This window comes from Phycisphaerae bacterium, from assembly GCA_041652575.1.
Classification (GTDB): Bacteria; Planctomycetota; Phycisphaerae; order Sedimentisphaerales; family UBA12454; genus UBA12454.
The window spans coordinates 35,449-52,688 of record JBAZHC010000020.1 but is presented as its reverse complement, the minus strand read 5'-3'; the positions used below and the strand labels follow the sequence as shown (position 1 = coordinate 52,688).

The following is a 17,240-nucleotide window of genomic DNA, read 5'->3' as shown; positions in this document are numbered from 1 at the left end:
GAGTAGGCTGCCCGCAAGGGTGAAACTTTCACAGGTGCTGCATGGCTGTCGTCAGCTCGTGTCGTGAGATGTCGGGTTAAGTCCCATAACGAGCGAAACCCCTGCTGTTAGTTACCATCGCCGCAAGGCGGGGACTCTAACAGGACCGCCGGTGTTAAACCGGAGGAAGGTGGGGATGACGTCAAGTCCTCATGGCCTTTATGCCCAGGGCATCACACGTGCTACAATGGTAACTACAAAGCGACGCAAGACCGTAAGGTGGAGCAAATCGCATAAAAGTTATCTCAGTCCGGATTGAGGGCTGCAATTCGCCCTCATGAAGTTGGAATCGCTAGTAATCGTGAATCAGCTATGTCACGGTGAATGTGTTCCTGAGCCTTGTACACACCGCCCGTCAAGTGATGGGAGCCGGAAATACCCAAAATCGGTTTGTTGACCCGCAAGGGAGACGACTGCCTACGGTAAGTTCGGTGACTGGCACTAAGTCGTAACAAGGTAGCCGTAGGGGAACCTGCGGCTGGATCACCTCCTTTCTAAAGGAAACTTAACCTCCCTCACAAGAGGTTAACAGTCAGGCATTTTCGCTGCCGTGGAACAACTGTTTTCGATATTAAGGCCCTGTCAGTAATGGCAGGGCTTTTTTATTGCGCTATTTTTAGCCACCAAGGCATCCGCCGTCGTCCCTAAGGGACTATGGCGGACAGGCTCCGATACGAAATATTTAATCGGTCAACTGAAGGGGGGGTACAATTTGTACCCCCCACCCTTGTTATGAGCCGGAAGGCAGGGTTTAAAGCTGTTGTTATAAATACTAATTAAGGTGATGTTTACGATTTTTTAAAAGGGTTTGATTTATAAGGATTTAAGCGATAAATAGTTTGTTAGTATTTTGGTATGAGGCAGAAAGTAACTTTTGACAAAAAGATAAAAATGGTAGAAAATGTAAAAGAGAAGATGCCCCGATGAGATCGCTACATAGGAAAACTCACTAGTAAGGAAGGCTTGAGGGAAAATAGAAGAGAGAAAAAAATTAAAGCTTTATATAAAAATATTGTTTAAAAGGAGATTTATATATGCCATTATTTGAAATTACAGGGCAAAAATTAAAAGTTATCGAGAAAACCAATTTTAATCTCGAAAAAGATTTGCAAAATCTTATCGAACGCAATCTTGAGGCAGTTTTCAACTGTCGATTTGTGGCTTCTGAATTTTCTACCGGTCATAGTCATGCTGGCCGAATAGATACTATGGCTCTTTCAGAGGAAAATAATCCCGTAATCATAGAATATAAAAAAATAGAATCATCCGAATTAATTAACCAAAGCTTATTTTATTTGCAATGGATTTATGATCATAAAGGTGATTTTGAAATAGCCGTTCAAAAGCAGTTAGGAAATAATGCCAAGGTAGATTGGTCTGATGTCAGGGTTATTTGTATTGCTCCAAATTTCAGGAAATATGACCTTCATGCTGTGCAGGTTATGGGGGCTAATATTGAACTATGGAGCTATCGATTTTTTGAAAATTCGACACTTTATCTGGAGGAAATTTTCAGGAAATCCTATGAATCCATAGGCATGGGGGAGACCCCTGTGAGCAACAAGGATCCCAAAATGGTAGCAGCGGGCAAAAAAGCCGCTGAAACTCGTGCCACTGGCTCGTATACATTTGAGGAACATTTTAAAGGTGTACCAGAGAAGATAAAAGAGCTTGCTGTGCAAGTTCAGGAATTTGTTTTAGGCTTAGACCCTGCCATTACAGAAAATCCCAAGAAGCTTTATATAGGCTATAAGATTTCTCAAAATATTTTATGTATGGAAATCCAGAATAAAAAAATCATTTTATATATAAAACTTACTCCGAAAAGTTTAACAGATTTGCCGGAAATCTCAAGAGATGTAACTAACATCGGTCATTATGGAACAGGGGATTTAGAAATAAACATTAAGAGTACATTTGATTTTGAGATTGCCAAAAAATATATAGTAATGGCTTATCAGAAGATAGGGGGTTGATTTAAAGTATGGCAAATAAAATATGAGAATCAAAAACACAGACGACCGAGGGCTTGAAAGTTTGAGGTGTTCGAAAAAACCGTACAGTTGAAAGGGTGTGGACAAATTGTACATACCCTTTTCGAGACAAAATTATTTAGAAAGCCCACAGAATAAAAAGCTGCTGAAAGGCAACAAATAGTAAACCTCATTTATGGCCAGAGACTATGTTGGCCCCGAAGCAATTTGCTCCATAATCATTTTCACGACGTTTTGCGATGCGTTTGTGCCTGTAATCGGTTTTATAAGCTCGCTAAGTTCGCCGCTGAGGCTCGACAGTTTATCAGTATTATTCAAATGTTTTTCACAGGCGACCACGATAGGGGCAACCGATGAAAAATACGGCATAAATTCCGGAACAAGCTCCTTCTGCGAAAGAATATTAACAAGCGAAAGATATTTGGTCTTCACAAGTCTTTTGCCGATGAGGTGCCAGAGATATTTATTCGACTGATACATTATCACCATCGGACATGCGGCGGCGGCAACCTGAAGAGTCGCGCTTCCGCTGGCGACGAGAGTAAAATCGACTTTTTTCGCAGTGTCGTAAACCGCGTCAAGGGCGTAATCGCAGCAAAGACTTTTAAACTCACTCTGCCTTAAAGTCTGTTCGACCTGCTTATTGGCCGCGACAACGGTAAACCGAATATGCGGATGACGAGCCTTTAATCTTCTGGCTATGTGCTGCATCGCGGGCCAGAGCGATTTTATCTCGGCTTCTCTCGAGCCGGGCATAAGCGCGATATGGGCGCGCGAAATGGAATAACGGTCGTATTTTTTCGGCGCGATATTTTTGGCGTCGATACTCTCCAATAAAGGATTACCGACAAACTGACAGGCAAGGCCCCGCTGTGCAAACCAATCCGGTTCAAAAGGCAGTATCGCGGCCAGTCCGGCGGTGCAGAGTATTTTAAGTTTTTTAATCCGCCATTCGGCCCAGGCCCATAGCTGCGGAGCGACATAAAAAAGGGTCTTTGTGCCGGCGTTTTTGGCGGCCTTGGCGATATGAAAATTAAAGCTCGGCGAATCACAAACCACCACGAGGTCGGGCTTTGCGGCGACAAAGTGCCTTTGAGCCGTTTTTATGGCTTTGCGGAAGAAAAGGATATGACTGAAAGCGTTGTAAGTCATTGCGGCTCTTTGAGTTGTATTAACAAGGAGCGAACAGCCGGCATCGGCCATATTTTGACCGCCAAAGCCTGTAAATTCGAAGCTATGGCCTGTCTGCTTCAAAGCGGTTATAAGGCCTGCGCAGAGCTTGTCGCCGCTTGGCTCGGCGGCACTTATGAAAATCCGGTATGTTCGGTCTGAATCCTTCATAAGTCCTTAATTAAGATAAAAGTTGTCAAATTTCAAGGAGAAATGAGAGAAAAAGCATACAGATATTTCGCCGGGAATAGTTTTATATTTACTGCGGCGGGTTGCATCTGCTGCAGGGGGTGTAGCCGCGAGCCTTGGCGTCGCTGAGCTTTATGGGAATAGAACTTTTGCTCAGAGAACCGCAAGTCGCAAGATGATATTTTTTGCCCGTCTTTGTTACGTATACAATTATATCATTATTTTCCGCTGAAGTTTTCGGCGATGGTGATAGTGTCGGCGCCACCGGTACTGACGGTGCAGCTGCTGCGATTGATGCTTTCGGCGGCGGAGACGGGGCCGGCTGCGAAATTTTTTCCGGCCGGCTGGCATCCCAAAAACCCTTGCTTCGCTCTTTTGCGAATTTTTCGAGCTGCTGAAATTCGGCTGAATATTTAAATGGCGTTTCTGTGTCCGCCCGGCCGTAACCCTGCCGAATGATTTCAGCGTTTACGAACAAGCCGTCGGGAGCGCGATATACATATTGGGGAAGATAGCCGAATTTGTCCGGCGTTTTCTGGTTCGGGTCATCAATAATATAAACGTTTTCTCCTCTTAAAAGATTTTTAGTAAACGAAGTCATTTCCACGCTGTACTTGTCCGCGGATTTGACACCTGCCAATCTGATTTTCACATCCTGATTGTTCATATCGACAACTATAGTATCGCCATCGATAATCCGAACGACCTGACATAAAGGCGCATTTGAAAATTCGGCCTGTTCAAAGACGGGAATCTCAAAATCGAATTTATACGGCGCGGCAACGCAAAGTAACGATACAGCGCATAAAAGAAAAATATTTTTGTTTTTCATAGTTCTCTCCTGACTTTTAAAAAACAACAATATTACGTCATACCGCGGCTCTGTCCGGTTTGTTATTTCACAAACAGATAATAGAGTCGGCCTTCCTGATAGGTCCTGCCCGCGAGGGTGCCTGCCTTGTCGCCCTGGCCCATATAGATGTCGCATCTGCCGGCAGCCCTGATTGCTCCGCCAGTGTCCTGGTCGAGGGCGAAACCGGTATAAGGCCTTTCCGAAATTACGCCGTCTTTTTCAAAAGGCAGCCTGGTTGAGAAAAATGCCATACAGGCCGGCGGGTAAATGGTCTTGTCCGTCGCGATACTTCTATACGGTATAACCTCTTCGTTTAAACTGCCGCGAGGCTCGCCCTTTTCTATCTGGAAAAATACAAAGCGCGGATTCATCTGGGTGTAGCCGGTGACTTCATTTGGATTTTTCTTGAAGTAATCTATCATCGCCGACAGGCTCATCTGCTGGCCGGTAAGTTTGCCCTGCTCGAGCATCGCCTTTGATACGCTTTTGTACTCATGTCCGTTGCTGGCGGTATAGCCGACACCTGTAAGTTTGCCGTTCGGCAGTTTTATTTTGGCCGAGCCCTGAACATGGGCGATATAAACCTCAAACGGGTCGCCGAGCCAAATCAATTCCGTGCCGGCAAGCATATTGGAACTTTCGATTTCCTGTCTTGACGGATACGGCGCGGTGCCTTGTTTTGTGCGCCTGCCGAGGATTTCGCCCTTGGGGCCTTTTAGAAGGTCGGCCGGCTGTTTATAAAGAGGATAGCAAAAACGCTCGGTGCGGGTCAGGGAGCCGTCAAAAATCGGAGTGTAATAACCCGTAAATAAAACGGTACCAATATCATCGCAGCCGACAGAGATGTAAACGTCGAATTTCTCACGTATCGCTTCGTTCAGCTTTTCGCCGATAAGTTTGGAGTTTAATAATTCATCAAACGCCTTGAGGCTGTCAATTGCCTTGTCATGGGTGATTTCGCCATAAGGATAAAACTGTTTACTGGAAGGTTTCTTTAAATAGTTCAGGCTGTTGGCGACCGCGGCTCTAAGGTTTGCCAGGTCGTAGCAGGCGAATGTAAAATCAGGAATGTCGGAGGGGTTTGTTATTTTCCGCAATGCAAGCTGGCCCGGCGGCAAAGGTTTGTCGTACTGAAGCGGTTTCTTGACCGGCTCAATCTTTTTCGGTTTTTGGCAGCTGGCCGCGAAGAAAGCGATAAGTATAAGTTCTAAAATAAGTACGGTTTTTTTCATAATTTGCCTCAAAGTCCAATAAACGATTAAATATATTTTTTAGAATTGAAAAAATTATACCGACAGGGGCGGAAAAGGCAAATTATCTTTGAAAAACGGTTGTCCGATTGATATAATAGTAGCGGACAAATCACTGCTATTGTTTTTATTATGAGAGAAAAGAGGATGAAACACAGTAGAGTCAGCAGAATCGTCAATATTTTGACCACGCTTCAGTCTGGTCAGAAATATTCGCCCGTGGACCTCGAAAACCTTCTTGGTATAAGCAGACGCACGGTTTTCAGGGATTTAAAAGAGCTGCAGAGCATTGGCGTACCTTACAAATACGACAACAAAACCGGCGGCTACAGTATCGACCCCAAATTTTTCCTGCCTCCCATCGATTTTAATCTTCAGGAGGCCCTTAGCCTTCTAATGCTCGTACACAAGATGAGAAATCATCTGCCGATGCCGTATAAAAATTCAGCGCTGCTGGCGGGGCTGAAAATAGAAAATAATCTTCCGGCTGATATCCGCCAGTATTGCCAGAGTACGCTTGCGAAAATAACCGTTGCTCCGGACCAGCACGCCGCGATAAAGCTGCTCGACGATGTTTACAGTACCGTACAGAAAGCTATCAGGAAAAAGACAATGCTTCGTATCGCTTACTCGTCCCTGTATGAAAACGGCGATATAGACACAACCATTCATCCATATCATCTTCTTTATAAAAAACGCGCATGGTATGTAATAGGCCATTCCAGCCTTCATAAGGCCGTCAGAACCTTTAACCTCGGCAGAATTATACGCGCGGAGGTTCTTGATAAAAAATTTACCGGCGGAGACAACTTCGATGTTCAGGAATATCTCGGCAGGGCGTGGTGCCTGATACCGGAAGGAAAACTTTACGATATCAAACTAAAATTTTCTCCGCTCGTAGCTCATAATGTTACGGAAGTTTTGTGGCATAGTACACAACAAGCTCAATGGAACAAAGACGGCTCGGTAATCCTAAGTTTTCGCGTCGATGGGCTTGGCGAAATCAGTTGGTGGGTGCTCGGATATGGCGACCAGGTACAGGTACTTTCGCCGGTCACACTGCGCACAAAAGTGCTGGAAAAAGCACAAAATTTTGTCGAACTTCATAAAAAATTATAGGTGGCGCCTGTTATATGGCGTGTGTAAAACCTGTGAATTCTCTGCTCTGCCCTGTTAGGTGTTCCGGCAACTATCCCCCAACTCCCCAAGGCCCTATTTCATTAAAGCCCCAGCCCCTTGTACCCAACAAGCAATATAACAAGTTATCCACAATCGCCCTGGGTTTATTTATCACACAAAACCTTTATTTATAAGCAGTTATATAGAAACCTCTGTGTTCTTCTAACATTATAGCAGGCTATATTACTACTACTAATATTTTTAATTAATTAATATAAGTAATAGTAACATCAGGCTGTAACTTTTAACCTAAAACAAAGAGAAGAGTATTATAAAACTCTTTTGCCAAAACCATTTTTTTGGTGTACACTAACAGGCTGGAAATTAGTAAAATCCTTTAGACGATTTAGACAGAGGGACGAAAAATGAAAGTTAAGTTTAACAGAGCAGCACTTGCTGAAGCACTGGGCCTTGTAACAATAGTTGTTCCTTCGCGAACTACCAAGCCTATTCTGCAGGGGCTTAAGATTCAGGCGGGAAAAGACAAAGTTTATATCAGCGCAACTGATTTTGAAATTGGCATAACCTGCCTTATCCCGCAGGCGCAGGTCGAAGAGGAAGGACAAGCGGTCGTTCCGGCCGAGCGGCTGGCGGCAATTGTGCGTGAAAGCGTTGACGAAGTTCTCGCGATGGAAGTGGCGGAAGCGACCTGCCGAGTGCGCGGAGCCGACAGCAACTTTACGATTTTCGGTCATCAGCCGGAGCAGTATCCGGAAGTGCCCGGTTTCGACGGACACGCACAGCTCGAGGCCGACCTTGTTAAATTGCAGGAAGCGGTCGAGCACTGCCTTTTCGCGACGGCCAAAGAAAACACACGATACGCGCTGAGCGGCATTCTATGGGAGCCGGCCGGTAAAAAACTTATACTTGTCGGAACAGACGGCCGAAGACTGGCGAAATATAAACTAAGCCTGAACGCAGAGGCGGACAAGAAAATCGAAGCTGAGAAATTTATCGTACCGGCCAAGACGATGGCGCTTCTCGATAAAGTCGGAGCCGGCGAAAAAGATAAGGTCTCCGTTAAGTTCGTTGACGGCAAGATAATTATCGCCTGCGGCAAAGTTGTAATCAGTTCCAACCTCGTTGAAGGAACTTTTCCGAAATACGAAGATATTATTCCGGCCGATTACAAGAACAAGGTACAGCTTAATACCGCCGCAACGCTGAGCGCCGTGAAGCGGGCTGCGCTTATTACCAATGAAGATTCGAAGGGCGTTAAACTTGCGCTCGGCAAAAAATCTCTCGTGTTTACCAGCAGGGCGCCGGAAATGGGCGACGCTGAAATAGCGATGGAAGTGGACTATAAGGGCGAGCCGATGGAAATAGGGTTTAACCCGCAATTCCTCGTGGATGTGCTGAGAGTAGTCCGTGAAGATTCGTTCGAACTGCAACTGGGCCAGCCTGACCGGCCGGGCCTGATAAAGAGCGGCGCGAATTTTGTTTATATAGTTATGCCGGTAAGTCTTTCTTAGAAAAGAGTATTTCCATGGACGGCGATTTTATACTCGAACAGGCAAACAAAAAAATTGTCGGACACAGACAGCCGGCGAGTTTACCACTGGGAAACGATGTATACGACTATCTCGGCAGGTTCGCAAAGAATACAGATAAAAACATCGAGATATTAAACCTGTTCGAACAAATTGCAGGCCAGGAAATAACCGCACATTGTCAACTGGATTCCATCCGGGCAGGTGTGCTGAAAGTAAAAGTCAAGCCGGGACCATATATGTTTCACCTGCGAAACAGAACTGATGAGATACTTAGACAGCTGCAGGAAACCTGTCCATCGGCGAACATAAGGGAAATCAGGCTTTTGTGCTTGAAATAAATTAGCCAGAGGCGAGTAAAATTTAACAAAAGGACTCAAACGCAAATATGAAAGACCATAGTTACAATGCCAGTAGTATAAAGATTCTCGCCGGCCTTGAAGCGGTTAGAAAAAGGCCGGAGATGTATATAGGCAACCGTCAGCAGGGCGGACTCCATCATCTCGTTTATGAAGTGCTGGACAATTCCATCGATGAAGCGATGGCGGGAAGATGCGATACGATAATCGTGCGAGTTCACGTTGATGGAAGCTGCTCGGTCGAGGATAACGGCGGCGGCATACCTGTGGATATGCACAAGGAAGCCGGTAAAAGCGCTCTCGAAGTTGTGCTTACGACGCTTCACGCCGGCGGAAAGTTCGACCATGACGCTTATAAAGTTTCCGGCGGACTGCATGGCGTGGGCGTCAGCGTTGTTAATGCCCTGAGCGAATGGCTCGAAACAGAGGTTTTTCGCGACGGCAAACAATATCACTTTGTATGCGAAAGAGGCAACGCAAAAGGACCTGTAAAAGAAGTCGGGCCGACAAACAAGCAGGGTACGCTGGTGAAATTCCTGCCCGATGAACAGATATTCGGTGATATAGTCTTCGATTATGAAACGCTTGAGAAAAGGATTCGTGAAGTTGCGTATCTGAATGCGGGCGTGAAAATCACTTTTCAGGACGACAGGAATAATAAAAAGGAAACTTACCATTTTGCAGACGGCCTGAAAGAATTTGTTAAGCACCTCAATGAAGGCAAGGAATCGCTGCATTCAGACGTTATATATTTCTCGAAGGAAGACCCGCAGGCTAAAATGACATGCGAGGTTGCGATGCAGTACAACACCAGTTATATGGAAAATACGCTGGCGTTTGCGAATAACATCAGGAATATCGACGGCGGCACGCATTTGAGCGGCTTTAGAACCGCCCTTACCCGTACGATGAACGCTTACGCCCGCAAGGCGAACCTGCTTAAAAACGGTCAGGCTCCGGGCGGCGAAGACATCCGCGAAGGTCTTACCGCGGTTATATCCGTAAAAGTGCCCGACCCGCATTTTGAAGCGCAGACCAAGGTTAGACTGAGCAATCCTGAAGTAGGAACTTTTGTCGAGACAACCGTCAACGAACAACTCGGTAATTACCTCGAGGAAAATCCTGCGCAGGCCAAAAGAGTTCTTACCAAGGCCATCCAGGCCGCCGCGGCCAGAGAGGCCGCACGAAAGGCACGTGAACTGACACGAAGAAAAGGAGCCTTGAGCAGCGGAGGTCTGCCGGGCAAACTGTGGGACTGCTCGAGCAAGGAAATAGGGTCAACGGAACTTTTCCTTGTCGAGGGCGATTCCGCAGGCGGAAGCGCCAAGGGCGGGCGGGATAGAAATATTCAGGCAATTCTGCCGCTGCGGGGCAAAATTCTTAACGTGGAAAAGGCAAGACTCGACAAAATGCTTGCTCATGAGGAAATACGCACCATAATAAGCGCACTGGGCACGGGTATCGGTTCCGACGATTTCGACTTCAGCAAGTGCCGATACGGGAAAATCGTTCTGATGACCGATGCCGATGTTGACGGTGCGCATATACGAACACTGCTGCTGACGTTTCTTTTCAGGCAGATGCCGGAGCTGTTCGAAAAAGACGCTGTTTATATCGCCCAGCCTCCACTTTACGAGCTTTCCATAAAAGGGCAGAAAAAATCGGAATATATCCTGACCGAACAGGCGATGCGGAAACGTATGGTATCCCGCGGAACTGACGGTACGGAATTGATAATAAATGAGTCTGCCGGAAAAAAGAAGATAAATGGTGCGGAATTAAAGGACCTTATCAAGCTGCTCGGCGACCTCGAACGCAACGTGGCCGTACTTGAAAAACGAGGGGTGCAGCTCAAGCACTTCATAGAAACACACTATAACGGCAAAAAACTGCCGGAATATCATATTCGCTTCGAAGGACAGTCGGAGTTTTATCACGACAGGGACGAATATGAAAAAAGACATGCCGAAATCCAGGCTCTAATCGGTTCCGAAGAGACGGAAGGCGCCGAAAGACTGTTTGCCGAGGAATTGCACGAAGTAACGCGGGCAAATGAGATTAACGCAAAACTGAAAAGCAAATTCGGGCTCGATTTTAAGGATTATCTGCTGAAAGCCGAGCGTAAAGTATCCGGCGAGGCCATCCCGACAAAATTCAGGCTGACAAACGGGCCTGATGAGCATGAAATAGCCTCGATGGACCAGATATGCACTGGAATACGACAAATCGGCGGCAAGGGAGTGGAAATAAAACGGTTTAAAGGCCTGGGCGAAATGAACGCCGAACAGCTATGGCAAACGACTATGGATCCTGACAGGAGAACGCTGCTGAAAGTCACTCTTGACGATGCCGGCGAGGCCGACAGGCTGTTTAGTATCCTGATGGGAGACGACGTTGAAAAACGCCGGACTTATATACAGGAACATGCTCTTGAAGTTCAGAATCTGGATATATAAAATTTAATACTTGAAAATTTTACGGAAGCATTCATACTGTTATTATCTATTGTCTCAGGAAAACTAAATTGGAAAGGATTGAGAGATGAAAATGATTTTCAAAGTCCTGATCATAGCATTGGCTTGTGCGATTATCGGCGGCTGCGGAGAACAGCAGAAAACCGCGACAGGGGAAAAAATCAACGATAAAGAGCTTACCAGCAAGAGCGACATTCAGAAGGAAGCACTACTGAAGCAACTCGACAAAAAATACAGCGATGCCAAGACGCATTACGACCTCGGCAGGATTTATCACAGCGAAGGTCTGTGGGACAAAGCTGAATGGGAATATAACAAGGCTTTGGCGTTCGACCCGGTGCATCACGATGCGCAGGCGTCCATCGTAAAGCTGCTTGTCGATAAGGGCGATAAACAAAGAAGCGAAGTGCTTGCTGAAATGTATATAAGTCAGGCCAGCGTCAGCGCCAAACATTCGCTGCTTTTAGGACGTGCTTTCCAGGAGAGAGGACTCGACGAGTATGCTCTTTCGAGTTATATGAAGGCTCATAACCTGGCTCCGAATTCGGTTGTGATTAATAAACAACTCGGCTTTTTCTATCTGCTCAAAAGAGATAACGCCAATGCGGAAGTTTACCTGAGACGAGCATTCGAGCTTGACCCGTATCAGCCGGAAGTTGCCAGCGAACTCGGCAAGCTCGGCGTACAGGTACAAATTCCCAAAAAACAGCCAAGGGAAGCCAAGAAGATTGATAAAATGAAGGAACAGCCGGGACAGGGTCAGGAAGAGGAGTTAAAGTAAAGAAATTCCTGTTATTTTAATTCTTCAGAGTTGTATCAGGCAGATGCATTTTTGCCGCGATATACAATTACGCCTGTCGGGCATTTTTTCATCGCAGTTTCGAAAGATTCGCCCGGCTGATATTTTGCGTAGTTCAGTTTGGCGAAATTGGTGACCATTTCAAACGCCTCATTTTGTTTTGTGCAAAGTTTACATCCTATACATCCGACTTTACAGAACGCCTTTGTGTCTTTGCCGCTTTCCTGACTTCTGCAGGCAACGGTCATCATCGTCGAATGGGTGAATGGCACCATTTCGATAAGTCCTCTCGGACAAGCTTTCGAACAGGCGGTGCAGCCAGTACATTTTTCATAGTCGATTGTCGCAAGACCATTGACGATAGTAATTGCGCCGAATTTACAGCTTGCCATGCAGTCTCCAAAACCGAGGCAGCCGAATTTACAGGCTTGTACGTTTGAAAGAGCGTTCGCGGCGGTACAGGTCGGTATACCATCATATTGACCTGAAAAAGTTTTATCGTCCTTGTGAGCTCTGCAATGGACTATTGGTCTTACAGTCGCACTGGAACCGCTTACCGAAAGGCTGAGAATTTCAGCTATTTTTTCCGAGCAGTTGCTTCCGCCGGGGGCGCATTTGCCGATGAGAACCGGGTTTGCAACGACAGCTTTGGCATAAGATGAACAGCCGGCAAAGCCGCAGGTGCCGCAGTCGATTCTGGGCAGAGCCAGGTACACCTGTTCAATCTTGGGGTCCAGTTCGACCTTGAATTTCTTGTCGGCGATTAAAAGAACAATCGAAAAACCCAGACCCAAAACGAGCATCGTCAGTCCTGCCGGCCAGGAAGAATTCCAATATGAAAATATGTCAGCTAAAATCATCTGTGATTCCTATTTAATCATTCCGGCAAAGCCCATAAATGCGAGCGTCAGCAGGCCGGCGGTTATCAATGTAATCGGAGCGCCTCGCAGACATTCGGGCACATCGGAAAAGTTAAGCTGTTCACGGATACCGGCCATTATACATATCGCCAGCGTAAAGCCGATACCTGCCCCGAAACTCAGGACGGCGGCTTCAGCAAAATTGTCGATTCCCCATACATTAAGGAAAAGACAAAGGCCCAAAATCGCACAGTTGGTAGTAATGAGCGGCAGAAATATTCCGAAGCTTTCATACAGCGGCGGGAAAAATTTCCGCAGATACATCTCGACAAGCTGCACCGCGCCGGCGATTACGAGTATGTAACAAACGTAACGGGTAATTTCCAGATGCAGAGGCACTAAAACCATATGGTCGATGAGCCAGGTCAAAGAACCGGCCAGAGTTATAACAAATGTTACAGCCATGCCCATACCGAAAGCCATATCTATTCTTCCCGATACGCCCAGGTACGGACAGATGCCGAGAAACTTTGTGAAGACGAGGTTATTGACAACCACTATCGAGATAAAAGCCATTAATAAGATGTAAAATTTATCCATTGCTAAATCTTTCAGGATTTTTTAGCTGTTAAAAGGTTTACAAAGCCGAGCATTAGTCCGAGCGTAATAAAAGCACCGACGGGCAGTCTCATCGCGGCCCATGGCACGAAACTTTTCCACATAATCGGAATATCGAAGATGGTTCCGGTCGCCAGAAGCTCACGAATGGAAGCAAGGATGCAAAGTACAATCGTAAAACCAATACCCATACTAATCGCATCGACGGCACTTACGAAAATGCCGTTTTTGCTGGCGCAAGATTCGGCACGGGCGATGATTATACAGTTTACGATAATCAGCGGAACATACGGGCCGAGCACTTCACTCATTTGAGGAGTAAACGCCCGCAGGAACAAATCGGCGATTGTTACGAATGTGGCGATTGTCAGCGTAAACATCAGGATTCGCAGATGCGGCTTGAGCAGGTCTCTCATAAGACTAACGACAATATTGCTGCATATAAGAACAAACAAAACGCTCAGGCCCATAGTCAAAGCCGGTTTTACCGCCGCGGTTACTGCCAGCGTCGGGCACATGCCGAGGATAAGACGCAGCACCGGCACTTCTGTCCACAGTCCGCCAACGAGGGCGCCTTTAGCTGTCATTGTATTTGCTGCCATTATTTAATAAGTCCTTTTTCAGCAACCTGTTTTTTCATCTGTTCGAGATAATTATTAAAAATATTAACGACCGCGGTGCTGCTTACCGTAGCGCCGCTAATCGCGATGATATCGTTATCGACTTTTGTATTGTCACCTTTTTTCAGAAGGTTCAGCGTTCCGACCGGAGCGCCCATAAATTGTTTGCGGAAATAATCGCCCGTAATCTGGTCGCCGAACCCCGGCGTTTCATTGCTCGCAAGAACGCTGTAGCCGATGATTTTATCGAAAGCGGCATCGACGGCGATGACCAGTTCGATTTTGTCCGCGAAGCCGGTTCCTTCGGCCCTGAAACAAAAGCCCGCGGTATTGCCGTCAGAGGCTGTCGCCTCGTAAATATCGCTCCTGGCGATTTTGCCTTTGCCCAGGTCGATCTCGGCGTCTTTAATGGCAAGTTCGAATTTATTTGCGTCGGTTATAAGAGAGCCCATAAGGCCGTTAAGCTTGTCGATTTTGTTCTGTTCGATTTTGCCGGACCATGCAGTGTTGGTCAGTGCGAGTAAAAGACCGAATACGAAAGCCGAGACTATCAGCAGCCAGCTTTTTTCCATATATTCTTTGATTATCTTAAGCATTGACCATACCTCCGGTTGGTGTGAGTTTTGTGAAACGGTCAATCAGCGGACTTATCGAATTCATCAGCAGTACGGCAAACATAACACCTTCCGGATATTCGCCGACTAATCTTATAAGCATTGTCAGGGCTCCGACACCTGCGCCGAAAATCCACATACCTTTTTTGGTCAGCGGAGCCGTTACCGGGTCTGTCGCGATAAAGAATGCGCCCATTAGAAGTCCGCCGCTTGCCAGATGTATCCACGGCAGAACATAATGATGAGGGTCAATTTCACAGGCTATAAAAGCGCAAATGAAAGCCACTCCGAGAACCGCCGTTGGAATAATCCAGTCGATGGTTCGTTTTATCAGCAGATAAATTCCGCCGATAAGCAAAGCGAGAGCACTTGTTTCGCCAAGACAGCCGCTGGTAGAGCCGATGACCATATTTTTAAATATGCCGTTAACGGCTTTTATTTTCTCGTCCTGCGGGGCCGGTTTATTTTTGAGGATATCTTTTATTAAACCGAGAGGAGTTGCCTGTGTAATCGCGGCCGGTGCCTCGGAAACTGTGCCGACCTGCGGCATTGCCGAATCTATTGTCGCCGGTACTGTCCATACAGTCATCATTGTTCCGAAGCAGGCGGTAAGAAAACATCTGCCGGCCATTGCGGGATTGAAGATATTTGCGCCCAGCCCGCCGAAAACCATTTTGCCGATTATTATCGCAAAACCAGAGCCTATTATACAGACCCAGAACGGAATGCTCGGCGGAAGCGAAAAAGCGAGAATGATGCCGGTTACGACTGCGCTCAAATCGCCAAGCGAGTTCGGTTTTTTCCTGGCGAGATTACAAACGGCTTCGAAAGCTACGCAGGAAATGACGCAGCTTGCCAGAACAATCCCCGCACGCATTCTGAAGAAAACCAGCGAAGCGATTATTGCGGGCACAAGGCCGATGATTACATCGAGCATGACACTCTGCGTAGAATGATGCTTGCTTATATGCGGCGAAGGCGAAATTTTAATATTTTGCAGCATTTATTTATTCCATTTATTTCGGCATTAATTTTTTCTGTCTTGCGACAAGGATTTTTCCGGTCTTGATGAATCCTGACAGTTCTATGTCTGCCGGGCAGATATAACTGCAGCAGCCACACTCAACACAGGCTGACATATAATACTGCTGCGCCGTGTCGAGGAGGTTGTGCTTTACCGCGTGAGCGATAGTCGTAGGCGTCAGGTTCATCGGGCAGACCTCGATACATCTGCCACAGCGGATGCAGGGTGTTTCTTTTCGTTTTACGATATCCTTTGCGGCCAGAACGGTAATCGCGCCGCAGGTTTTTGTTATGGGTATCGATAAATCCGCTACGGCGAAACCCATCATCGGTCCGCCGAGAATTATTTTCTCCGCGTCGTCGGTCAATCCGCCTGCAAGCTCGATAAGTTCGCCTGCGGCCATTCCGACCGGAGCGTAAAAATTGCCCGGAGTCTTTATTCCGCTGCCTGAAACTGTAACCGGCCGATGTGTAAGCGGACCGTCGAAAACTACTGCTTCAGCTATTGCCGCGGCAGTGGCAACGTTTGTTACGAGAACGCCTATCATCGGCGGAATCCCGCCGGCAGGCACATCTTTATTGGTTATCGATTTGATGAGCTGTTTTTCGCCGCCCTGCGGATACTTTGTTTTTACCGCGACTATTTTTATGCCGGATGCGCATGGCATCGTATGTATGGCCTTTTCGAAAACCGCAATCGCGTCAGGTTTGTTATCCTCAATACCTATATAAACATTGCCGCAGTTCAGGGCCCGGCTGATGAGTGAAACGCCGGTTAAAATCTGAATGGTCCATTCGAGCATTATGCGATAATCACAGGTTATAAAAGGCTCGCACTCGCAGCCGTTGATAATTATGGTGTTTATGGGCGATTGAGGATTGGCTTTTATTTTGACGCTTGTCGGGAAGCCCGCGCCGCCCATTCCCACGATACCTGCTTTGCGGACGGAATCGAAAATATGTTCCGGCAAAAAGTGGGCAGGGTCGAAAGTAACGTTGAATTGATCTGCACGCGGCCACTTTTGCTGGTTAGTGTCGTCGGATTCTATAAGAATCGCTTCGGCTCTGCCAAGTACCGGATGAGACTGAAGCGCGATATCCTTAACAGTTCCGTTTACCGGCGAATGAATCGGCGCGGATACGAACGCATCGTTACTGCCGATTACCTGGCCTGCCGTAACATGGTCTTTCTTGTTTACAACAGGTTTGCATATCGCGCCGATATTCTGGGTAAGCATTACTGCAAGCTGCTTCGGCACAGAAACCGCTTCGATAGCGCATTGCGAACTTAAGTCCTTATAGTCGGGCGGATGTACTCCGCCTTTGAAGGTTAATTTGCCGGGCGTATTAATTTTTTCGTCTCCAAATTTTCAGAATCGCAAGATATAAAAACACAACCAGTACAGCCGCTGCGAAAGCAGTAAGATTTTTTCCCGCCTCGCTTTTCAGTTTTTCAGTTAAAAGTCTTTCAGCCGCGGCAAGAGAAAAAATAAAAAGAATCAGCGGCAAAAGAAATGCCTGTATTACTTTTAACAGAACTTTCGGCCCCTTTGACCGACCAAGCTGCTCATAAACTTTTTCACAGCTTTGCCGCTGGCCGCAGTTCTGACATTGCTGCTGGTCCATACTAAACCTATGCCTGAATAGAAAAGGAACTTTATAACTTAAACTGGTACAGTTTTCAAGCCAATTCTGCCTCACCCCAGAAC

General features: G+C 46.7%; 16 protein-coding genes and 1 rRNA gene. 7 read left to right on the top strand and 10 right to left on the bottom strand.

Translation table 11 applies throughout. From position 1 onward, the window contains the following. Window positions 1-533: ribosomal RNA gene (locus WC496_12125) — 16S ribosomal RNA — on the top strand; the annotation flags it as partial. Window positions 534-1,073: 540 nt separating this feature from the next. Continuing rightward, the gene (locus WC496_12120) at window positions 1,074-2,015 is read left to right on the top strand and encodes a DUF5655 domain-containing protein (protein ID MFA5293762.1); all 942 of its coding nucleotides are present in this window, start codon (window positions 1,074-1,076) and stop codon (window positions 2,013-2,015) included. Between the two features lie 204 nt (window positions 2,016-2,219). Here WC496_12120 and lpxB read toward each other — a convergent pair whose 3' ends face one another. From lpxB to WC496_12105, 3 genes are all read right to left on the bottom strand, one after another. Continuing rightward, window positions 2,220-3,374 (bottom strand): lipid-A-disaccharide synthase, encoded by a 1,155-nt coding sequence (gene lpxB / locus WC496_12115; GenBank protein MFA5293761.1) that lies wholly within the window; start codon window positions 3,372-3,374, stop codon window positions 2,220-2,222. An 88-nt stretch (window positions 3,375-3,462) separates the two neighbouring features. Next, the gene (locus WC496_12110) at window positions 3,463-4,224 is read right to left on the bottom strand and encodes a thermonuclease family protein (protein ID MFA5293760.1); all 762 of its coding nucleotides are present in this window, start codon (window positions 4,222-4,224) and stop codon (window positions 3,463-3,465) included. Between the two features lie 62 nt (window positions 4,225-4,286). Further along, window positions 4,287-5,477, bottom strand: coding sequence for an MltA domain-containing protein (locus tag WC496_12105; GenBank protein MFA5293759.1), 1,191 nt, complete (start codon window positions 5,475-5,477; stop codon window positions 4,287-4,289). A 165-nt stretch (window positions 5,478-5,642) separates the two neighbouring features. Here WC496_12105 and WC496_12100 point away from each other — a divergent pair, with 165 nt between their 5' ends. From WC496_12100 to WC496_12080, 5 genes are all read left to right on the top strand, one after another. Further along, window positions 5,643-6,614, top strand: coding sequence for a WYL domain-containing transcriptional regulator (locus WC496_12100; protein ID MFA5293758.1), 972 nt, complete (start codon window positions 5,643-5,645; stop codon window positions 6,612-6,614). A 425-nt stretch (window positions 6,615-7,039) separates the two neighbouring features. Next, a complete protein-coding gene (gene dnaN / locus WC496_12095) occupies window positions 7,040-8,146 on the top strand; it encodes a DNA polymerase III subunit beta (GenBank protein MFA5293757.1) in 1,107 nt (368 codons plus the stop codon). A 14-nt stretch (window positions 8,147-8,160) separates the two neighbouring features. Then, window positions 8,161-8,505, top strand: coding sequence for a DUF721 domain-containing protein (locus WC496_12090; protein ID MFA5293756.1), 345 nt, complete (start codon window positions 8,161-8,163; stop codon window positions 8,503-8,505). 47 nt (window positions 8,506-8,552) lie between these two features. After that, window positions 8,553-10,979 (top strand): DNA topoisomerase (ATP-hydrolyzing) subunit B, encoded by a 2,427-nt coding sequence (gyrB, locus tag WC496_12085; protein MFA5293755.1) that lies wholly within the window; start codon window positions 8,553-8,555, stop codon window positions 10,977-10,979. 85 nt (window positions 10,980-11,064) lie between these two features. Next, window positions 11,065-11,778, top strand: a complete 714-nt coding sequence (locus tag WC496_12080) for a hypothetical protein (protein MFA5293754.1) — start codon at window positions 11,065-11,067, stop codon at window positions 11,776-11,778. 35 nt (window positions 11,779-11,813) lie between these two features. Here the strand turns inward: WC496_12080 and WC496_12075 are convergent, their stop codons facing one another. From WC496_12075 to WC496_12045, 7 genes are read right to left on the bottom strand one after another with little or no spacing between them, the layout of a single operon-like run. Further along, on the bottom strand, window positions 11,814-12,656 hold the full coding sequence (locus tag WC496_12075; GenBank protein MFA5293753.1) for an RnfABCDGE type electron transport complex subunit B: 843 nt from the start codon (window positions 12,654-12,656) through the stop codon (window positions 11,814-11,816). Window positions 12,657-12,665: 9 nt separating this feature from the next. After that, window positions 12,666-13,256 (bottom strand): RnfABCDGE type electron transport complex subunit A, encoded by a 591-nt coding sequence (locus WC496_12070; GenBank protein MFA5293752.1) that lies wholly within the window; start codon window positions 13,254-13,256, stop codon window positions 12,666-12,668. 11 nt (window positions 13,257-13,267) lie between these two features. Beyond that, complete coding sequence (rsxE, locus tag WC496_12065) at window positions 13,268-13,876, bottom strand: electron transport complex subunit RsxE (protein MFA5293751.1); 609 nt, start codon at window positions 13,874-13,876, stop codon at window positions 13,268-13,270. Next, window positions 13,876-14,490: an FMN-binding protein gene (locus tag WC496_12060; protein ID MFA5293750.1), complete on the bottom strand. Its 615-nt coding sequence runs from the start codon at window positions 14,488-14,490 to the stop codon at window positions 13,876-13,878. The genes rsxE and WC496_12060 overlap by 1 nt, the downstream gene beginning before the upstream one ends. Next, on the bottom strand, window positions 14,483-15,511 hold the full coding sequence (locus WC496_12055; protein MFA5293749.1) for an RnfABCDGE type electron transport complex subunit D: 1,029 nt from the start codon (window positions 15,509-15,511) through the stop codon (window positions 14,483-14,485). Before WC496_12055 ends, WC496_12060 begins: the two co-directional genes overlap by 8 nt. 13 nt (window positions 15,512-15,524) lie before the next feature. Beyond that, window positions 15,525-16,883 carry an electron transport complex subunit RsxC gene (gene rsxC / locus WC496_12050; GenBank protein ID MFA5293748.1) on the bottom strand — a complete coding sequence of 453 codons (1,359 nt, stop codon included), beginning with the start codon at window positions 16,881-16,883 and terminating at the stop codon, window positions 15,525-15,527. Beyond that, window positions 16,879-17,157, bottom strand: a complete 279-nt coding sequence (locus WC496_12045; protein ID MFA5293747.1) for a SoxR reducing system RseC family protein — start codon at window positions 17,155-17,157, stop codon at window positions 16,879-16,881. The genes rsxC and WC496_12045 overlap by 5 nt, the downstream gene beginning before the upstream one ends. Window positions 17,158-17,240 lie beyond the last annotated feature (83 nt).